This window comes from Ensifer sp. ENS11, from assembly GCF_014851895.1.
GTDB classification, from domain to species: domain Bacteria; phylum Pseudomonadota; class Alphaproteobacteria; order Rhizobiales; family Rhizobiaceae; genus Ensifer; species Ensifer canadensis.
In genome coordinates, this window is sequence record NZ_JACVAN010000031.1 from 42,924 (window position 1) to 61,864 (window position 18,941).

Annotated in this window: 15 protein-coding genes; 13 read left to right on the plus strand and 2 right to left on the minus strand. The window is 63.6% G+C overall.

Features of this window, described 5'->3' with window-relative positions; all coding sequences use genetic code 11:
• Positions 1-188 precede the first annotated feature (188 nt).
• The 13 genes from bcsN (at position 189) to IB264_RS32475 (ending at position 17,169) form a co-directional block, all read left to right on the plus strand.
• Complete coding sequence (bcsN, locus tag IB264_RS32415; RefSeq protein ID WP_246811868.1) at positions 189-1,166, plus strand: cellulose biosynthesis protein BcsN; 978 nt, start codon at positions 189-191, stop codon at positions 1,164-1,166.
• A gap of 112 nt (positions 1,167-1,278) precedes the next feature.
• Complete coding sequence (gene bcsA, locus IB264_RS32420) at positions 1,279-3,459, plus strand: UDP-forming cellulose synthase catalytic subunit (RefSeq protein WP_057208928.1); 2,181 nt, start codon at positions 1,279-1,281, stop codon at positions 3,457-3,459.
• On the plus strand, positions 3,456-5,804 hold the full coding sequence (locus IB264_RS32425) for a cellulose biosynthesis cyclic di-GMP-binding regulatory protein BcsB (protein ID WP_113567706.1): 2,349 nt from the start codon (positions 3,456-3,458) through the stop codon (positions 5,802-5,804). Before bcsA ends, IB264_RS32425 begins: the two co-directional genes overlap by 4 nt.
• Positions 5,801-6,856, plus strand: coding sequence for a glycosyl hydrolase family 8 (locus IB264_RS32430; RefSeq protein ID WP_192435084.1), 1,056 nt, complete (start codon positions 5,801-5,803; stop codon positions 6,854-6,856). The genes IB264_RS32425 and IB264_RS32430 overlap by 4 nt, the downstream gene beginning before the upstream one ends.
• Positions 6,853-9,063: a cellulose synthase gene (locus IB264_RS32435; protein ID WP_192435086.1), complete on the plus strand. Its 2,211-nt coding sequence runs from the start codon at positions 6,853-6,855 to the stop codon at positions 9,061-9,063. Before IB264_RS32430 ends, IB264_RS32435 begins: the two co-directional genes overlap by 4 nt.
• A gap of 283 nt (positions 9,064-9,346) precedes the next feature.
• Positions 9,347-10,510 carry an isovaleryl-CoA dehydrogenase gene (locus IB264_RS32440; RefSeq protein WP_025428458.1) on the plus strand — a complete coding sequence of 388 codons (1,164 nt, stop codon included), beginning with the start codon at positions 9,347-9,349 and terminating at the stop codon, positions 10,508-10,510.
• A gap of 53 nt (positions 10,511-10,563) precedes the next feature.
• Entirely contained in the window at positions 10,564-12,171 is a 1,608-nt protein-coding gene (locus IB264_RS32445; protein WP_025428459.1) for a carboxyl transferase domain-containing protein, read from the plus strand.
• A 10-nt stretch (positions 12,172-12,181) separates the two neighbouring features.
• Positions 12,182-12,565, plus strand: coding sequence for a RidA family protein (locus IB264_RS32450; protein WP_057208934.1), 384 nt, complete (start codon positions 12,182-12,184; stop codon positions 12,563-12,565).
• Positions 12,566-12,581: 16 nt separating this feature from the next.
• Positions 12,582-14,570 carry an acetyl/propionyl/methylcrotonyl-CoA carboxylase subunit alpha gene (locus tag IB264_RS32455; protein ID WP_025428461.1) on the plus strand — a complete coding sequence of 663 codons (1,989 nt, stop codon included), beginning with the start codon at positions 12,582-12,584 and terminating at the stop codon, positions 14,568-14,570.
• Positions 14,567-15,436 (plus strand): hydroxymethylglutaryl-CoA lyase, encoded by an 870-nt coding sequence (locus IB264_RS32460; protein WP_057208936.1) that lies wholly within the window; start codon positions 14,567-14,569, stop codon positions 15,434-15,436. The genes IB264_RS32455 and IB264_RS32460 overlap by 4 nt, the downstream gene beginning before the upstream one ends.
• The gene (locus tag IB264_RS32465) at positions 15,433-16,230 is read left to right on the plus strand and encodes a crotonase/enoyl-CoA hydratase family protein (protein WP_025428463.1); all 798 of its coding nucleotides are present in this window, start codon (positions 15,433-15,435) and stop codon (positions 16,228-16,230) included. The genes IB264_RS32460 and IB264_RS32465 overlap by 4 nt, the downstream gene beginning before the upstream one ends.
• A 61-nt stretch (positions 16,231-16,291) precedes the next feature.
• Positions 16,292-16,663, plus strand: coding sequence for a DUF2384 domain-containing protein (locus IB264_RS32470; protein WP_025428464.1), 372 nt, complete (start codon positions 16,292-16,294; stop codon positions 16,661-16,663).
• Positions 16,663-17,169, plus strand: a complete 507-nt coding sequence (locus IB264_RS32475) for an RES family NAD+ phosphorylase (protein WP_025428465.1) — start codon at positions 16,663-16,665, stop codon at positions 17,167-17,169. Before IB264_RS32470 ends, IB264_RS32475 begins: the two co-directional genes overlap by 1 nt.
• A 15-nt stretch (positions 17,170-17,184) precedes the next feature.
• Here IB264_RS32475 and IB264_RS32480 read toward each other — a convergent pair whose 3' ends face one another.
• Positions 17,185-18,549, minus strand: a complete 1,365-nt coding sequence (locus IB264_RS32480) for an FAD-binding oxidoreductase (RefSeq protein ID WP_057208938.1) — start codon at positions 18,547-18,549, stop codon at positions 17,185-17,187.
• Positions 18,550-18,654: 105 nt separating this feature from the next.
• Positions 18,655-18,941: TOBE-like domain-containing protein (locus IB264_RS32485; RefSeq protein WP_192435088.1), on the minus strand; the 287-nt coding region annotated here is incomplete at its 5' end.

Sequence of the window (18,941 nt, forward strand, 5' to 3'; positions counted from 1 at the left end):
GTTGATCTGAAATGGCTCTGTAGGTTGCGCCGGATTGCCCGAGTTGGCGACCGCTGATGGACGCGTTTTCGCGGGGCTACTGTGCCAACTGCAATAGCTGCAACGGTCACCCCGCCACCAGAGCTCGAAAAGCCATCCCCTATCCTTTGCGGGTTTGCGAAATTGCCTGAATCACCTAATGCTCGGGCATGGCAGGACGATTTTTCAGCAGGCGATTCGACGTATCGGACGACCGCTCCACGATCACCAACAAGCCGCTGGGCGTGGTCGCGCCTACAGCTCTGCTTGCGGCAGGCCTCCTCATGTCCGGCTGCGCGACGCACAATGACGTCGGTACGCCGACCAATGCGACGATTGTTCCGGCCGAGAATGCGCTGATCCTGCCGCCGCCAGGCGGGCCCGCCGTTCTGAATGTGGTCGAGCGGCGAAGAACCAACGCCATCGAGCAGGATATCTACCTCTACACTTCGGCCGCGACGCCGGGGCAGAACTTCCTGCGCGCGCAGTTCTTCGGGCCGATGGAGACCAGGTTCGACCAGCAGAAGAGCAGCGGCTACGTTGCGGTCAGGAGCTCCGAGATGATGCGGCAGGCGCGGCGTGCGCTTCCCGGTGTGTCGTTGGAGCAGTCGTCGGACTTTCTGCAGAACAATTACGGGCCCTTCGGTTATGCTTATGGCCGTGGCCGCGGCGACGACGCCTGCATTTTCGCCTGGCAGCAGATACGCGGGGCGGAAAATCATCGTTCTCCCCTTAAAGGCTACGGCACCATTCAGATCCGCTTCCGCTATTGCGCAACTGGCGCAAGCGAAAACGACCTTCTCGCACCCGTCTATGGCTATACGATCGTCGGCACATTCGGCGATCCCGCCTGGAACCCTTACGGCGCCCCGCCGCCGCTGGAGGCGGGCATCGGCCGCGTTGGCAACCCGATTTACCGCAAGGAGCCGGCGCCCACTGACACGCGACCCGTGACCGTGATGACGGCGCCTGCGCGGACCAGGCGCGTGGTCCGCGTCGAGCAACCCGCGCGTCAGCAGCCAGTCGCCGTGCCGGCGACGGCGAATTCGATCAGGTTGCCGGAACCGGGTGGCGCGGCAAAGACTGGAGCGACCGTGATTGTGCCGTTACCTGCCTGCGATGCACCGGCGGGGGGCAATTGTCCTTAATCAGCTCCTAACGATCGTTTGGTATGGGCTCGTATCGGGCTTGCAAAAGCCCAGATGAAGTCAGGTCAAGCGATACCAGTGGCATGATGCCGAATGCTGGAAGGCAGAATGAATGAGCAAGATCGGTCCCGTTGCAGCGTGGGCGTTTTTCTCCCTTTGCGTCATTGCCGTCATCACATTGCCGGTCAATCTTCAGACCCAGCTGATCGTGAGCGTGCTCGTCGTTACGTTCATGGCGATACTGAAGCTCATCAAGGCCGAAGGTCGCTGGCGCCTGATCGCGCTCGCCTTCGGAACGGCTATCGTGCTTCGCTATGTCTACTGGCGCACGACCAGCACGCTGCCGCCGTTGAACCAGCTTGAGAACTTCATTCCCGGCTTCCTGCTCTACCTCGCCGAAATGTACAGCGTGATGATGCTGTCGCTGAGCTTGTTCGTCGTCGCGATGCCGCTGCCGCCGCGCAAGGCAAAGGCCATCTCGCCGGGGGCGTTTCCGAAGGTCGACGTCTTCGTGCCGTCCTATAACGAGGATGCAGGGTTGCTGGCCAATACGCTGGCTGCCGCCAAAGGCATGGATTACCCGGCCGACAAGCTGCAGGTCTGGCTGCTTGATGATGGCGGCACCCAGCAAAAGCGCTACTCGATGAATCTGGTGGAGGCGCAGCGCGCCTCGGCCCGGCATATGGAATTGCAGGCTCTCTGCGACGATCTCGGTGTGCGCTACCTGACCCGCGAGCGCAACGAACATGCCAAGGCCGGTAATCTCAACAACGGCATGCTGCATTCAGACGGCGAGTTGATCGCCGTCTTTGACGCCGACCACGCGCCAGCTCGCGATTTCCTGTTGGAAACGGTGGGCTATTTCGAAAGCGACCCGAAGCTTTTCCTGGTGCAGACGCCGCACTTCTTTCTCAATCCTGATCCGCTCGAGCGCAATCTGCGAACCTTCGAAAAGATGCCGAGTGAGAACGAAATGTTCTACGGCATCATCCAGCGCGGCCTCGACAAGTGGAACGCGGCCTTCTTCTGCGGCTCGGCTGCCGTGCTCCGGCGCAAGGCGCTCGATGATACCGACGGCTTCAGCGGCATGAGCATCACCGAGGACTGCGAAACGGCGCTGGCGCTGCACGGCCGCGGCTGGAACAGCATCTATGTCGATCGGCCGCTAATCGCCGGGCTGCAACCGGCAACCTTTGCCAGCTTCATCGGCCAGCGCAGTCGCTGGGCGCAGGGCATGATGCAGATCCTATTGTTCCGTTTTCCGCTGTTCAAGCGCGGGCTGTCGATCCCGCAGCGGCTTTGCTACATGTCGTCGACGCTGTTCTGGCTCTTCCCGGTGTCGCGCACGATCTTTCTGTTTGCGCCGCTGTTCTATCTGTTCTTCGACCTGGAAATCTTCACCGCGTCGGGTGGTGAGTTCCTTGCCTATACGCTCGCCTACATGCTCGTGAACCTGATGATGCAGAACTATCTCTACGGCGCCTTCCGTTGGCCGTGGATCTCGGAGCTCTACGAATATGCCCAGACCGTGCATCTGCTGCCGGCGGTCATCTCGGTCCTGATGCGCCCGAGCCGGCCGACCTTCAAGGTGACGGCCAAGGACGAGTCGATCCTGGAGAGCCGCCTGTCGGAAATCAGCCGACCGTTCTTCGTCATCTTCGCCGTGCTTTTCATCGCCCTTCTGATGACGGTCTACCGGGTCTACACCGAGCCCTACAAGGCTGACGTAACCCTGGTCGTGGGAGGTTGGAACCTCCTCAATCTGATCATGGCGGGCTGCGCGCTCGGCGTGGTCTCGGAACGCGGGGAAAAGGCGTCATCGCGGCGCGTGAAGGTCAGCCGGCGCTGCGAATTCGGTGTCGCAGATCAATGGTATCCGGCAACGATCGAAGACGTATCGGCCAACGGCGCCCGAATTCAGGTCTATGGCGTCGATGCGGCGACGCTACCCGTCGACACGGACGGGCTCATTCGCTTCGAGCCCTATAGTGGCGATGGCACCTCCGAGACCTTGCCGGTCGCGATCAAGAACAAGGAGAGTGCCGGCGACATCACCACGATCGGCTGCCGTTATCTGCCGCAGGTCGCGCGTCACCACAGTCTGGTGGCGGATCTGATCTTTGCGAACTCCCAGCAATGGAGCGAGTTCCAGAAGGCGCGGCGCGGAAACCCAGGACTGGTCGCAGGCACGGCCTGGTTCCTGTGGCTGGCTTTCTATCAGATGAGCCGCGGCCTGATCTATTTCGCGCGCAGCTTGCGCTCCTCCGACAGGCAAGCGGAGGCGCGGCGATGAAGCGGATGCCGGTTGCCCTCCTCATCATGTTCCTTGCCGCGACGACACAGACGTTCGCGCAGTCGAACCCGTTCGACATGTCGCCGGAGCGGCCGGCCGTCGAGCCGTCTATCGAACTGCCGGAAGGGACGGATGAGGGCCAGCCGACCAGCGAGCCCGGCGCGGACGCAAGCAGTCCCGCAGCGGTTGGCGGCGGGCCCGATGGTTTCAGGCGGTACATCATTCCCTTCAGCGCGCTGTCGCTCACCGGTGAGGTCGATGAACGCGCCTGGTCGATGTATCTGACGCCGGCCCAGGCACAATCGGCTGCAACGTTGAATTTCGGTTATCAGAATGCGATCGTGATCGCGCCGGAGGCTTCGTCCCTTTCGGTTTTCGTCAACGGCGAGCTGGTCGGCGAGGGGCCGATCAAGGCGTCGGGCACCGCCGAGACCCGGAGTTACGCACTGCCGGCCGGTCTGCTGCGGGCCGGTTCCAATGACATCAGGTTTCGGGTGCAGCAGCACCACCGTACCGACTGCACCATCGAATCCACCTATGAACTCTGGACCGAAATCGCGCCGGAGACGGCTTTCATCAGCTTTGCGGATGCGCAGAGCGCGGCATTTGCGAGCGTGGACGATATCCGCGCCGTCGGTCTGGACGACAGGGGACACACGCAGTTCAATCTTGTCGTTCCGGGAATGCAGCAGCCGAGCCGCGCTGCGGGCCTGATGCGGCTTGCACAGGGGTTGGCCCTGCGCGGCCATATGCCGGCGCAGCGGGTCATTCTCAGCGAAGGACTGCCGGAGCTGGGCAAGCCCGGCGAGTTGACCGTGATTGCGGGCACCGTCGATGAGGTATCGCCGCTGCTCCCTTCGCTGCCCGATGGCGCTGCCAGTGGGTCGGTTGCGGCCTTCGTCCGCGATGGCGAGACGAATGCGCCGGTTCTGGTTCTCAGCGGCCCCGACTGGCCGGCCGTTCAGGCCGCGATCGAGGCTATCGCCGAGCCAATGGACCGGCCGAGCAATGTCCCCCGCGACGTCATCAACACCGAACGTTGGCTTTTGCCGGAAACACCTGTCGTTGCCGGCAACACGCGCTTGCGTTTCTCCGAGCTCGGCGTCGAGACCAGCGAATTCACCGGTCGTCGCTTCCGGTCCCGGTTTTCGGTGGCAGTCCCGTCGGATTTCTATGCGGACGCCTATGGCGAGGCGACGATCCTGCTGGATGCGGCCTATACCGAGACGGTGCGGCCCGGCAGCCGGATCGACATCTATGTCAACGGCAACATCGCCTCGACGGTCCCGTTCGATTCGGCGACCGGCGGCATCCTGCGGCATTTGCCGATCAATGTGACCATGCGCCATTTCAAGCCCGGGCCCAACCTGATCGAGCTCGAGGCCGTGCTTTTGACGGAGCAGGACAAGGCCTGTGCGCCGGGTGCGCCAGCCTCGACGGATCCGCGTTTTGCACTGTTCGACACGTCCGAACTTCATATGCCCAACTTCGCGCGGATCGGTCGGCGGCCCAATCTCGCCGCGATGTCGGGCGCGGCGGCACCCTATCGCAACAGCGCGGGCGTGATCCCGCTCTTCATTGACCGGGCCGATGCCGACACCTTGTCGGCCGCTGCCACGTTCCTGGCACGGTTGGCGGTGGCCGGCGGGCGGCCGATCGCGGTCGAGATGATTGCCTCGCCTTTGGCCGCTGGCACGCGCAATGCGCTCTTCATCGGTACGTTGCCCGAATTGCCGAAAACTGTGCTGACGCAAGTCGGTATCGATCCCAGCCGCCAGATGTCCTGGGGCAGCGCACAGGCCGTCGGGCGCGGCGCGGATACCCAGAAGGCGATCGATGAATGGCAGACGCGCCTGAGTGGCGGCGCCTGGCGCACCCAGATCACGGCTCTTCAGGATTGGGTAAAGCAGGAGTTCGACATCTCCCTGAGTTCGCTACGCATTCTGCCGCAGGAACAAAGCGATTTTGTCCCTCCGGAAACGGCAACCTTGCTCCTCGCTCAAGGGGCAAACCCCACGGATGACGCCACGTGGACGCTGGTTGCAGCGCCGTCCGCCAAACAGTTGAGCGATGGGGTGTCGGCACTTGCCGACATCGATCAATGGCGAGAGATCGCCGGGCACATCTCGACCTACGAGCCGGCAACCAACGCCGTCAAGGTGGTGCCGGTCGCCAATTTCAGTTTCGTGCAGACAAGGCCGGCCTCGTTTGGCAATTACCGGCTGATCATTGCCAACTGGCTGTCGAGCAACATTCTTTTCTACGCCGTGCTGCTCGTAACACTATCGGTGCTGCTGGGCCTCGCCACGTCATCCATGCTCAGTCGGCTCGGGCGCCGCCCATGATCTGGCGCACGGTTCTTCTCCTCACCCTGGCTCTTGTCGTCGCTCTGCCTCAGACGCGCGCGGCAGCCCAGGGACGGGGCGAGACCGTGAGCGCCGAGGATTGGCAGAAGTATAAGACAAAGTTCCTCGATCCCGGTGGGCGCATTATCGATGACGGTAACGGCGGCATCAGCCACAGCGAGGGACAAGGTTATGGTTTGTGGCTGGCGGTGCTTGCCGGCAGCGCTGCCGATTTCGAGCTGATCTGGTCCTTTACCCGTCGCGAGCTGCTTTTGCGCGACGACGGACTTGCCGCCTGGAAATGGAGCCCGAGCGAAAAGCCGCATGTGATCGATATCAACAATGCGACCGACGGCGATATCCTGATCGCCTATGCGCTGACGCTTGCCGGCGAACGGTGGAAGCGAAAGGACTACCTCTCGGCGGCCTCCAAGATCGCGAAAGCAATCCTCGACCGGACCGTGATCGACTACGGCGGCCGAACCTTGCTGCTGCCGGGGGTTGCCGGTTTTTCCGCAACCGATCGCGAAGACGGTCCCGTCGTCAACCCTTCCTACTGGATCTTCGAGGCCTTCCCTGTCCTTGATCGCGTCGCGCCTTCGCCGATATGGGCGGAGCTGGCGAATGATGGTCGCAAGATGCTTGATCAACTGCAGCTCGGCCCGCGAAAGATGCCGGCCGATTGGATCAGCGCCAAAACGCGCCTGAAGGCGGCGCAGGGCTTCCCGGCGGAATTCGGCTACAATTCGCTGCGCATTCCGCTCTACCTGGTTCGGGCAGACATCGATGACGCCGAATTGCTTTCAAGATTGCGGCAGGGCATGCTTGGTGCCAATGGCGAATTGCTCATCAGCGACGTAACGACAGGGGCTGTTCGGGCGACGCTGACGGACCCCGGTTATCAATTTGTTAACCATATTCTGGCCTGTCTCATGGAGCGGGCTCCGTTGCCCGACAGCGTCAAGGTGTTCAGCCCGACGCAATATTACCCTTCGACACTGCACCTCCTCGGGTTGTCTTATGCGAAGGAGAAGCGTCCGGAGTGTCTATGAAGTCCTCAACCGTTGTCATCGCCGGAATCATCCTCACGGCGGTCGGGATTGTCGGATTTACCGACGATGGGCTTCTGCGCAAGAATTGGGCCGGCAACGCCGGTGCGCCAGCGACGGGCCCTGACGGAGGCGCGCTTCCCGACGAGGCGTCGTTCGGTGTCGTGGACAGAGGTTCGAGAGGCGCAGCGCCTGAGTTTCGGCAGGTCACGCAGAATACGCAGCCCGCCGATGCGAGGCGGTCGCAGGCAACGGCGCCGGTGGTAGACGAATCGGCACTGCGCTACTTCGCCAGCAAGGGTGATACCGCTCGACTGCAGGCCGAGATATCACGGCTGAGGGCGCTCTATCCCGATTGGACGCCGCCCAAGGACCCACTTGCGGTTCCGCGTAACAAGGATGTCCAGCTCGAAACGATGTGGCAGCTCTATTCGGAGGGGCGCTACGCCGAGGTTCGAAAGGCGATCGCCGAGCGCCAGGCAAGCGAGGCCGCCTGGAAACCGCCGGCCGATCTGCTCGAGCGGCTGAACGTCGCCGAAGCACGGGCGCGCCTGGTGAATGCCTCCGATCTCAAGCAGTACGAGACGGTCATCGAGGTTGCGGCGAGCACACCGAGCCTGTTGACGTGCTCGGAAGTGGATGTGCTGTGGCGGGTGGCCGATGCCTTCACCGAGACCAAACGTCCCGATCGCGCCCGAGACGCCTATCTCTACGTGCTGAAGAATTGCGAGAACGCTCCGGAGCGGCTGGCGACGGTGCAGAAGGCGGTTTCCGGACTGCCCTATGAGATGGCGCAGGAGATTTTGGCCCACGAACGGACAGCACCTGGAGGCGCTGCCGAGTTCGAAAGCATTCGCGACGACCTGGCGCGCCGCTTCGTTGCGGAAGGCGACGCGGATGGCAAGCTGGCGGTCGATCCCAAATATATCCAGCGCCTCGAACGCCTGGTCGAAACCGAGGGCATGGCGAGTGACGCGCTGCTCCTGGGCTGGTACCAGCTTCGCCGGGAGAATATCAGCGCGGCCGAACAATGGTTCCGTCGCGCCCACGACAAGGAAGATTCAGCCTCCGCGTCGCAAGGCCTGGCGCTGACCTTGATCGCCCGCAAGGCGCATGAGGATGCGGAAAAAGTACTGTATCCTTGGCGCGATACGTCGACCGATGCCAAGGCGACCTATTTTGCCGCGACGGCAAACCTGCTGGCGATCGAGCCACCGGTCACGCTGAGCGAGGAAGTACTGACCCGGATCGCGCAGGAGACGACCAAAGGGCGTGATCCGGCCACGGCGCAGCAGTTCGGCTGGTATGCCCGTGCCATGGAACAACCGGCGACGGCCGCACAATGGTTTGCCACCGCGCTTCGCTGGAAGCCCGATGACGAACCTTCGGCCTATGGCCTGGCGCTCAGCCGCAACCAGCTGGGCGATGCTGCCGGCGTCGCCGAGATCCAGCGGCTCTGGGCGGGGCGCTCGGAGCGCATCGCCCTCCTCGGCGAGACCGAGGAGGAACGGCGCGACGCCATCGCCCGGCAACAACAGCCGCTTGCGCGAGAGCCGGCACCGATAGCTGATGCGGAGCGAAGGTCACCTGCAGTCGTGACGGAGGCCGCGCCACGAACGAAGACACGCTATGTGGTCGAGCAGCCGGTTGCCGTTGCTCGCCGACCACAAGCGGCCGGCAGGGCGGTAACGGGATGCCGGACGACCATCAACCCGGCGCGGCTGTCGCCGCAGGCGGCGCTGACGCGCGGCTGGTGCCTGATGGATCTGAACCGCCCGCTGGAAGCGGCCGAATCCTTCGAGGTCGCCCTGCAGGCACCAGCATTGCAAATGCGCGAAGATGCCGCTTATGGCCAGAGCCTCGCCTATCTCAGGGCCGGGCTGACCAACAAGGCTGCGGTCGCCGCAACGAAATCAACACAGAGCCGTGGTCGGGCCGAAGAACTCCAGAGCGCGATCCTCGCCGACCGGGCGATTGCCGCTTTCGATGCCAAACGTTATCGCGAGACGCTGATTTTTCTCGATCAGTTGGGGCAGATCTCGACGCAGCGGTCCGACCTGATGGTGCTGCGCGGTTACGCCTATCTCAGTCTCAAGTATTACGCCGAAGCCCGACGTATCTTCGAGGCAGTCGCTGCCACCGGCAATCGTGAGGCGCAGCGCGGCCTTGCCGATGTCGGCAAGGCGCAGGAGATCTGGCCGAACAAGTAAACGCTTCGCAAGCGATTCCGTCGCGACACGACAGTTGCCGCGAGCCAGATTGGCCGAAGCACCTTCACGCAGCGGATGTATCGCCAAACGTTCCTAAACTTTGCAGATCGTGCTTCCCGGATTTCCTCTTTGGAAGGAAATTAGCGGGACGCGGTGTTATCGTCGCTCGACATCGCGGCGTTGATATCATTGCAATCGCCGCGTTGCGCGTAGAGGATGGAGCGCAGACCGGCCAGTTGGTGGTGAGGAGATCACTGATAGGGTCGAGGGGAGGAGACGAGAGATGTTTCAGGGCGGATTGAGCTTCGCGCTCGGCGAGGACATTGACGCGTTGCGCGATAGCGTGCGCCGTTTTGCGACTGAGCGTATCGCGCCGCTGGCGGCGGAAACCGATCGCAACAACGCTTTCCCGACGCCACTCTGGCGTGAGATGGGAGATCTCGGGCTGCTCGGCATCACCGCCGACGAGGCCTATGGCGGTGCGGGCATGGGCTATGTCGCCCATTGCGTCGCCATGGAAGAGATCAGCCGCGCCTCCGCCTCCGTCGGCTTGAGCTACGGCGCCCATTCCAATCTCTGCGTCAACCAGATCAGCCGCAACGGCAACGAGGCGCAGAAGGCGCGCTACCTGCCGAAACTGATCTCCGGCGAACATGTCGGCGCACTCGCCATGTCCGAACCGGGAGCGGGCTCCGACGTCGTTTCCATGACGCTTCGGGCCGAGAAGCGCGGCGACCGCTACGTTCTCAACGGTGGCAAGATGTGGATTACCAACGGCCCGGATGCGGACGTGCTGGTCGTCTACGCCAAGACGGACCCAAGTGCCGGTCCGCGCGGAATTACCGCCTTCCTCGTCGAAAAAGACTTTGCTGGCTTTTCCACCGGCCAGAAGCTCGACAAGCTCGGCATGCGCGGCTCGAACACCTGCGAGTTGATCTTCCGGGATTGCGAGGTGCCGGCGGAAAATATTCTCGGCAACGAAGGCGGCGGTGTCCGAGTGCTGATGTCGGGCCTCGATTATGAGCGTGTCGTCCTGTCCGCCGGACCGCTCGGCATCATGTCCGCTTGCCTTGACGTCGTCGTCCCCTATCTCCACGAGCGCAAGCAGTTTGGCCAGGCGATCGGCGAGTTCCAGCTCATGCAGGGCAAGCTTGCCGACATGTATGTGACGGCGAACGCGGCGCGCGCCTATGTCTATGCGGTGGCTGCAGCCTGCGATCGTGGTGAGACCACCCGCAAGGACGCGGCCGGCTGTATTCTTTATGCGGCCGAGAAGGCAACGGCGCTGGCGCTCGAAGCCATCCAGGCGCTCGGCGGTAACGGCTACACCAACGACTATCCGGCCGGGCGGCTGTTGCGTGACGCCAAGCTCTACGAGATCGGTGCCGGAACCAGTGAAATCCGCCGCATGCTGATCGGCCGCGAGCTGTTCACCGAGACCAGATAGACGCCAGGGTAGACCTCCGAAGCCACAATCAGGCTCGATCGAATGAGGACTTCATGACTGTTCTGAAATCTCACATCTCGCCCTCGTCCGACGTGTTCAAGGCCAATCAGGCGGCGATGGCGGAGGCGATTACGACTGTGGAGGACGCCGTCAAGATGGCGGCCGGCGGTGGAGGCGAGACGGCGCGCGAGCGCCATGTCAGCCGCGGCAAACTGCTGCCGCGCGACCGCGTCGCCTCGCTGATCGACCCGGCAACGCCCTTCCTCGAAATCTGCTCGACGGCCGCACACGGCATGTATAACGGCGATGCGCCGGCAGCGGGTCTCATCACCGGTATCGGCCGGGTGTCCGGCCGCGAATGCATGATCGTTTGCAACGACCCGACCGTCAAAGGCGGGACCTATTATCCCATGACGGTCAAGAAGCATCTGCGTGCGCAGGAGATTGCCGCCGAGAACCAGTTGCCGTGCATCTACCTGGTCGATTCCGGCGGCGCCAACCTGCCGAACCAGGACGAGGTCTTTCCCGACCGGGAGCATTTCGGTCGGATCTTTTACAACCAGGCCAACATGTCGGCGGCCGGAATTCCGCAGATCGCCGTTGTCATGGGATCGTGCACCGCAGGTGGCGCCTATGTGCCGGCCATGTCGGACGAGACGATCATCGTCGAGGGTCAGGGCACGATCTTCCTGGCCGGCCCGCCGCTGGTGCGCGCGGCGACCGGTGAAGTGGTCTCGGCCGAGGACCTTGGCGGCGCCGACGTGCACACGCGTCTCTCCGGTGTTGCCGACCATATGGCGCGCGATGATGCGCATGCGCTGGCGCTTGCCCGCCGTGCGGTCGCCGCACTCAACCGCCGCAAACCGACGTCGGTGGAATTGCAGAGCCCGGAGCCGCCGCTTTACGATCCGCAGGAGATCGCCGGCATCGTGCCGGCGGACCTGCGCACGCCCTATGACATCCGCGAAGTCATCGCCCGACTTGTCGATGGCTCCCGCTTCGACGAGTTCAAGGCGCGCTACGGCACCACGCTCGTCTGCGGTTTCGCGCATGTCCACGGCGTTCCCGTCGGCATCATCGCCAACAATGGCGTGCTTTTTTCGGAATCGGCGCTGAAGGGTGCGCACTTCGTCGAGCTTTGCGCCCAGCGCAAGATCCCGCTGGTGTTCCTGCAAAACATCACCGGCTTCATGGTCGGCCGCAAATATGAGACCGAAGGCATCGCCAAGCACGGCGCCAAGCTGGTCACGGCCGTGGCGACGGCGCAGGTGCCGAAAATCACCATGCTGGTCGGCGGATCGTTCGGTGCCGGCAACTATGGCATGTGCGGTCGCGCCTTCTCGCCGCGGTTCCTCTGGACCTGGCCCAACAGCCGGATTTCTGTAATGGGCGGCGAACAGGCGGCCGGCGTGTTGTCGACGGTGCGCGGCGAGGCGCTGAAGCGCGCCGGAACGCCCTGGAACGAGGAAGAGGAAGCCAAGTTCCGGCAGCCGGTTCTCGATCTCTTCGAGCGCCAGAGCCATCCGCTCTATGCCTCGGCCCGGCTCTGGGACGACGGCGTCGTCGACCCGCGCAAGAGCCGCGACGTTCTCGGGTTGTCCCTGTCGGCGGCGCTCAATGCGCCAATAGAAGATACGCGTTTCGGCCTGTTCAGAATGTAGGGAGATCGCGATGAAGCGCGAAAACGTCAACGCCAAGAATGCGCCGCAACCCCGTGGCGGCTATTCGCAAGCCGTGCGGCTCGAGAATTTCGAGCGACTGGTTTTCGTCAGCGGCCAGGTGCCGCTCAATTCCGACGACGTGCTGCCCGACGGCTTCGAGGCACAGGCGCGCCAGGTCTGGCTGAACATTGACGCCCAATTGAAGGCCGCCGGCATGAGCAAGGCCGATATCGTCAAGGTGACGGCCTTTCTCGCCGATCGCAACCACACCATGGCCAACCGCGCGGCCCGTGCCGAATATCTCGGTCCGCTCGCGCCGGCGATGACGGTGGTGATTGCCGGCATCTTCGATTCCGGTTGGTTGCTCGAAGTCGAAGTGATCGCGGCACAATAGGGCGGGCCATATGCCGATGTTTTCAAAGCTTCTGATTGCCAACCGCGGTGAGATCGCCTGCCGCGTCATCCGCACGGCCCGGCGCCTGGGCATCCGCACTGTCGCCGTTTATTCCGATGCCGATGTCGACGCTTTACATGTGACGTTGGCGGACGAGGCGATCCGCATCGGACCGCCAACAGCCTCCGAGAGCTATCTTTCGATCGAGCGGATCGTGGCTGCGGCTCGGTCCGTCAACGCGGATGCCATTCACCCGGGCTACGGTTTCCTGTCGGAAAACGCCAATTTTGCCGAGGCGGTCGAGGCCGCGGGCATGACTTTCGTCGGCCCGTCGCCGGACGCTATTCGCGCGATGGGGCTGAAGGATGCGGCCAAGGCGCTGATGCAACAGGCCGGCGTGCCCGTTGTCCCCGGTTATCACGGTGACGAGCAGGAGCCATCCTTCCTGGCGGACCGGGCGGCTGACGTCGGCTTTCCCGTACTCATCAAGGCGCGCGCAGGTGGCGGCGGCAAGGGGATGCGCAAGGTCGAGCAGCCGCACGAGTTTGCTGCGGCCCTTGAAGCAGCGCGCCGCGAAGCCGAAGCCGCCTTCGGCGACGGCGCGGTGCTCATCGAGAAATACCTGACCAAGCCGCGTCACATCGAAGTCCAGGTCTTCGGCGACCGCCACGGCAATATCCTGCATCTGTTCGAGCGCGACTGCTCGCTGCAGCGCCGCCATCAGAAAGTGATCGAGGAGGCGCCGGCGCCCGGCATGACGGCGGAGGTTCGCCGCGCCATGGGCGAGGCCGCGGTCAAGGCTGCGCGCGCCATCGGCTATGTCGGTGCGGGCACGGTCGAATTCATCGCCGATGTCACCAACGGGCTCTGGCCGGACCAGTTCTATTTCATGGAAATGAACACCCGGCTTCAGGTGGAGCATCCGGTCACCGAGGCGATCACGGGCATTGACCTCGTCGAGTGGCAGTTGCGCGCCGCTGTCGGCGAGGCCTTGCCAAAGCGACAGAATGAAATCGCCATTGATGGCTGGGCGTTCGAGGCACGGATCTATGCCGAGGATCCGGCGCGCGGCTTCCTGCCGGCAACCGGGCGGCTCGCAACGCTCGATTTTCCTGTAGACGGCGTCCGCGTCGATGCCGGCGTCCGGCAGGGCGACGTCATCGCCCCCTACTACGACCCGCTGATCGCCAAGCTGATCGTACACGGGCCGAGCCGCTCGTCGGCGCTGGCGCGGCTGGAGAGCGCCCTCAAAGCCTGCCGTATCGGCGGTACCATCACCAATCTCGATTTCTTGGCCCGCCTCGCTGCAGAGCCCGAGTTTCGCGCCGGGCGGCCGGATACCGGCCTTATCGACCGGGCAATCGATCAATTGACGACGCCTGTGGTGCCGAGTGACGAGGCGCTGGCACTGGCGGCGATCGCCGCCACCGGCGTGCTGCAGCCGATGAAATCCGACGATCCCTGGTCGTCGCTCGGTCACTGGCAGATCTGGGGGGATGCTCATAGAAGCATTGCCGTCGACCACGCCGGCGGGCGATCGGTCGTCACGCTTGCCGCGCGCGGGCGCGATCAGTTCGCAGTGCGGGCTGGCGAAAGCACCTTTCCGGTGCTTGTGCTCGATCGGTTCGACGATGGCGCCCGTGTGGAGATCTCCGGCGAGCAACGCGTCTTCCGCTTCCTGCGCGAGCATGAAACCATCACGCTCTTCGTCAGTGGCGAGACCTTCGTTCTTCGCCTTCCCGATGCGCTCGCCACCGCCCACGCCGGTGAGGCGGCGGAGGACGAGCTTGCCGCTCCGATGCCCGGCATCGTCAAGCTCATCCATGTTCGCGCCGGCGACGTGGTCACGAAGGGCCAACCGCTCGTGGTGATGGAAGCGATGAAAATGGAGCTGACGCTGGCAGCGTCGCGTGCGGGCGTCATCGAGAGCGCGCTGGTAACGCCAGGCGAACAGGTAAGCGCCGGCGCGATCCTCGTCGTGTTGCAACCGGAGCGCAGCGAATGAGCGTGCTGGCGCCAGAACATGTCACACTTGTCGAAATGGCGCCACGCGACGGCTTGCAGAACGAGAAGCGGCTTGTCGACACGAAGGACAAGATCCACCTTGTCGATCTGCTGTCGGACTGTGGTTACCAGCGCATAGAGGTCACGAGCTTCGTCAGCCCGAAATGGGTGCCGCAAATGGCGGATGCGTCGGCTGTCATGGCCGGGATAAAGCGTCGACCGGGTACGCGCTACGCGGCGCTGACGCCGAACATGCAGGGCTTCGATGCGGCTCTGGCGGCCAAGGCCGACGAGGTTGCGATCTTCGCCTCGGCGTCTGAGACCTTCTCGCAGAAGAACATCAATTGTTCGATCGCCGAAAGCATCGAGCGCTTTCGCCCGGTTGCAGAGGCCTGCCGCGCCAGTGCTGTGCCGTTGCGAGGCTATGTCAGCTGCGTTGTCGAGTGCCCCTATGAAGGCGCGATCGCGCCGGAGAGCGCTGCCCAAGTGGCCGCCGCCTTGATGGTGCTTGGCTGTTACGAGATCAGCCTTGGCGACACGATCGGGCGCGGCACGCCCGAGGCGGTCGACGCGATGTTGGCGGCCGTGCTGGCTCATGTTCCGGCCGAACAATTGGCGGGCCATTTTCACGACACGTCCGGGCGAGCGCTCGACAATATCGGAGTCGCGCTCGAGCGCGGCTTGCGTGTCTTCGACGCTTCTGCCGGTGGCCTTGGCGGCTGCCCCTATGCGCCGGGCGCCGCAGGGAATGTCGATACGCTTGATGTCAATGCCTTTGTCATCGGGCGCGGGTTTTCGACGGGGCTGGATGCGGCAAGGCTCGAAGATGCGGCCGCCTTCGCACGATCGCTGAGGAGTGCTGGCTGATGTTCGAAACGATCCGATACGCCGTCGATGCGAAGGGCGTCGCCCGCCTGACGCTGGCGCAACCGCAGAAGCACAACGCGCTTTCCGCAATCATGATCGGTGAACTGACTGAGGCGGCGGAGCGACTGTCAGTGGATGTCACCGTCCGCGTCGTGGTGCTCGATGCCGAAGGCCGCAGTTTCTGCGCCGGCGGCGATCTCAACTGGATGCGCGAGCAGTTCGACGCGGACCGGCCGACCCGGATCGCCGAGGCGACCCGTCTGGCGTTGATGTTCAAGGCGCTGAACGAGATCGCCAAGCCGGTCATCGCACGGGTGCACGGCAATGCCTTCGGCGGCGGCGTCGGCCTCATGAGCATCTGCGATGCCGTCATTGCGTCGTCCGATGCGCGCTTCGGCCTGACCGAAACCCGGCTCGGCCTCATTCCGGCGACCATCAGCCCCTACGTCGTTGCCCGCATCGGCGAGGGCAGGGCGCGGCCTCTGTTCATGTCCGCACGCCTGTTCAGCGCCGAAGAGGCAAGGGATGCCGGTCTGGTGACGGCCATTGCTGCCCCCGATGCGCTTGATGCGGCAATTGCGGCCGAGGTCGAACCCTATCTCCAGACAGCGCCCGGTGCGACCGGACGGGCGAAACGGCTTGCCCGTTCGCTCGGACAGCCGATCACCGAAGAGACTATTGCCGCGACGATCGAGCAGCTTGCCGATTGCTGGGAGTCCGATGAGGCGCGCGAAGGCGTTGCCGCCTTCTTCGAACGGCGCGAGCCCTCTTGGCGACAGGCATCGCTTCCTTGATTTGAGCAGATTTTGAGCCTATTTTGATCAGGTGATGATCAAGATAAGATCGGAATGCGCCATGTCAGCCGTCGGCTTCAACATCTCTGCCTCCCATTTCGGCGAAAGCCAGTCGTCGTTTCTGTCTGCCCGGCTGGTCGCGGATCGTCTGGGCGTGACACTTGCGGAACTGGCGAAGCTGATCGGCGTCGCACGCAACACGCTGACGGCGAAGTCGAGCGCGCGCAAGGTCGACGCGGCTCTCAGCAAAGTCGTGCGTATCCTCGCCATGGCTGCCGAAATGGCGGGCGACGAGAGCCGGGCCGTGATCTGGTTCAAGCACCAGCCGATCCCCGGATGGGCGGGCAAGACTGCCTATGATCTTGCCCGAGAGGGCAAGGCAGACAAGGTGCTTGCCTATCTCGAGGCCGTGCGTTCGGGTGTCTACGCCTGATGTCGGAGAGTGAGCCGGTGCGCCTCTGGCGCGCCTATGTGCCCCGCTGGGCCCACGCTCCGCTTTCGGGCGATGGTGCCGCGCGCTTCGGCGGCCGCTGGAACCCGGTCGGCCTGCCGACGATTTACGCGGCGCGCGAACTGTCGACCGCCTGGGCGGAATATAACCAGAGCTTTGTCCAGCATCCCGCTTTGATCGCTCAGCTTGAACTGCGGCATGCGTGGCTGGCCGATATGATGGCGCCGGATGTGCTTGCGGATTTCGGCGTTACTGATGATATCCACCGGGAGGAGTGGCGCGACGCACTGGATCAAGGCGTGGTGCCGGCGACGCACCGTCTGCAGGCGGAGTTGACCAGCCGTGGTTTCGATGGGCTGATCTACCCGTCCTTCATGTCCCCGGGCGGCAGCTGCGTCGCGCTCTGGCGATGGAATGCCGGCGGGGCGGAGTTGACGGTGATCGATCCGGAAAGCCGCTTGCCGAAGACGCCGGCGTCCTGGCTCTGAGGCCGATACGCCCAGTCAAAAAACCTTGCCGGGGTTCAGGATGCCCTTCGGGTCAAGCGCGTGCTTGATCCGGCGCATGACCTCAAGCTCAGCCGCACTTCGCGAATGGCCGAGGAACTCCCGCTTCAAGGTGCCGATGCCGTGTTCGGCGGAGATCGAGCCGCGATAGCGCCGAACGATGTCATAGACGATGCCGTCGACCGCGTGCTGCGTGCTCTCGTCGCTTCCCGGCGTGGAAAAAGCGATGTGCAGATTGCTGTCGGCAACATGCCCGAAGAAGGAGATGTGCGCCTGCGGGAAACGGGCGGCGAGCGCCGCGCCGCATTCGGCCGCGAAACGGCCGATTTCGCCGATCGGCAGGCTGACGTCGAGATTGATCAGCGCCGGCAGCAAGCGGTCCATCGCGTGGCCCTCGCGCACCTGCCAGAAGAGCCGGCTTTCTTTCTCCGACTGGGCGATCAGAGCATTGACGATGACATCGTCTTCCAGTGCGGCGCCGAGGAAGGTCTCAAATTCCTCGCTGTCGGTCTCGTGGCCCTGGACATCCTGTTCCACGATCACCGCAAAGGCGGGGGACGTCTCGAAAAAGCGCTGTCCCTCCGCCTCGCAGTTGAAGTGAAAATAGTCTTCCCACATGGCCTCGAAGGCCGAGAGGCCAGGAAGTCCTCTTTGTGCTCGCGCCAGGAAGGCGACGACCTGGTCATAGGTCTGAAGCGCGCAGAGCGCCGTCAGCCGTCCGGACGGCCGCGGCTTCAACCGCAGGACGGCGCGTGTGATGACGCCGAGCGTGCCCTCCGAACCGATGAAATACTGGCGCAGATCATAGCCGGTGTTGTTCTTGATCATCTTGCTGAGCGACGAGAGGATCGTGCCATCGGCAAGCACGGTTTCAAGCCCCAGGACGTTGTCACGCGTGACGCCATGGCCGATGACGCGGATGCCGCCGGCATTGGTGGCGAGATTGCCGCCGATCTGGCAGGAGCCGCGGGCGCCGAGGTCTATCGGCAGCAGGAAGCCTGCATCGTCGGCGGCGCGCTGGGCGACCTCGAGCGGCGTGCCGGCAAGGACGGTCATGGTTGCGGAAAGCGGATCGATTTCCTCAACGCCGGTCAGGCGTTCGAGCGAGATGGAAATCGCGTCCTCGTCCGGGTTCGCGCCGCCGGCAAGGCCGGTCAGCCCACCTTGTACGACGACCGCCTGGCCATGGGCGTTGCATATGCGGAGGGTCGCTGCGACTTCCTCTGTGTTCGCAGGGCGGATGACGGCCTTCGGAAGATAACGTCCGGTGAGGCTGGCGTCGCTGCGATAGCGCTCGCCGATGTCAGTGCCGGTCAGCACGGCATCGCCGAGTGCCTGTTTCAGATCGTCAATAACGGACATGCGCCTCGTCTCCCGCTTCTCTCACCGCATGAGGTGCTGTAGCGCATCTCGGCAGAAACGGGAAATGGCTTGGAGGCGAGATGAGGATCGGGCGCTGAGAAGCCGTCAGGTCCCGGTGCGTGCCAGTTCGAACGGTTGGACCGGCGCCTCCGCCTCGACGTCTGCGCTTGGCACCTCGTTGCCCGCCTTCTCGTCCCTGAACAACTTCCACTTTGTCGGGCGGAATGCGACCCTTGCGCGGTCCTGTGTTGTGGTGCGTTCGGGCGGCAGTTCGATTTCGGCATGCGGATGGTTGCGGCCGAGGTCGAGTTCGAGATGGCGGGTACCGGCGACGCGGCGGCTGGCGGTGACCAGGCCGGCGAGACAGCCGCCGCAGCCATCGATCAGCTCGA

Bases quoted from the DNA above. Each gene is read 5' to 3' on its own strand.
- IB264_RS32440 (WP_025428458.1), top strand. From the start codon at position 9,347: ATGTTTCAGGGCGGATTGAGCTTCGCGCTCGGCGAGGACATTGACGCG.
- IB264_RS32475 (WP_025428465.1), top strand. From the start codon at position 16,663: ATGTCGGAGAGTGAGCCGGTGCGCCTCTGGCGCGCCTATGTGCCCCGC.
- IB264_RS32425 (WP_113567706.1), top strand. From the start codon at position 3,456: ATGAAGCGGATGCCGGTTGCCCTCCTCATCATGTTCCTTGCCGCGACG.
- IB264_RS32455 (WP_025428461.1), top strand. From the start codon at position 12,582: ATGTTTTCAAAGCTTCTGATTGCCAACCGCGGTGAGATCGCCTGCCGC.
- bcsA (WP_057208928.1), top strand. From the start codon at position 1,279: ATGAGCAAGATCGGTCCCGTTGCAGCGTGGGCGTTTTTCTCCCTTTGC.
- IB264_RS32430 (WP_192435084.1), top strand. From the start codon at position 5,801: ATGATCTGGCGCACGGTTCTTCTCCTCACCCTGGCTCTTGTCGTCGCT.
- IB264_RS32435 (WP_192435086.1), top strand. From the start codon at position 6,853: ATGAAGTCCTCAACCGTTGTCATCGCCGGAATCATCCTCACGGCGGTC.
- IB264_RS32445 (WP_025428459.1), top strand. From the start codon at position 10,564: ATGACTGTTCTGAAATCTCACATCTCGCCCTCGTCCGACGTGTTCAAG.
- IB264_RS32450 (WP_057208934.1), top strand. From the start codon at position 12,182: ATGAAGCGCGAAAACGTCAACGCCAAGAATGCGCCGCAACCCCGTGGC.
- IB264_RS32470 (WP_025428464.1), top strand. From the start codon at position 16,292: ATGTCAGCCGTCGGCTTCAACATCTCTGCCTCCCATTTCGGCGAAAGC.
- IB264_RS32480 (WP_057208938.1), bottom strand. From the start codon at position 18,549: ATGTCCGTTATTGACGATCTGAAACAGGCACTCGGCGATGCCGTGCTG.
- bcsN (WP_246811868.1), top strand. From the start codon at position 189: ATGGCAGGACGATTTTTCAGCAGGCGATTCGACGTATCGGACGACCGC.
- IB264_RS32460 (WP_057208936.1), top strand. From the start codon at position 14,567: ATGAGCGTGCTGGCGCCAGAACATGTCACACTTGTCGAAATGGCGCCA.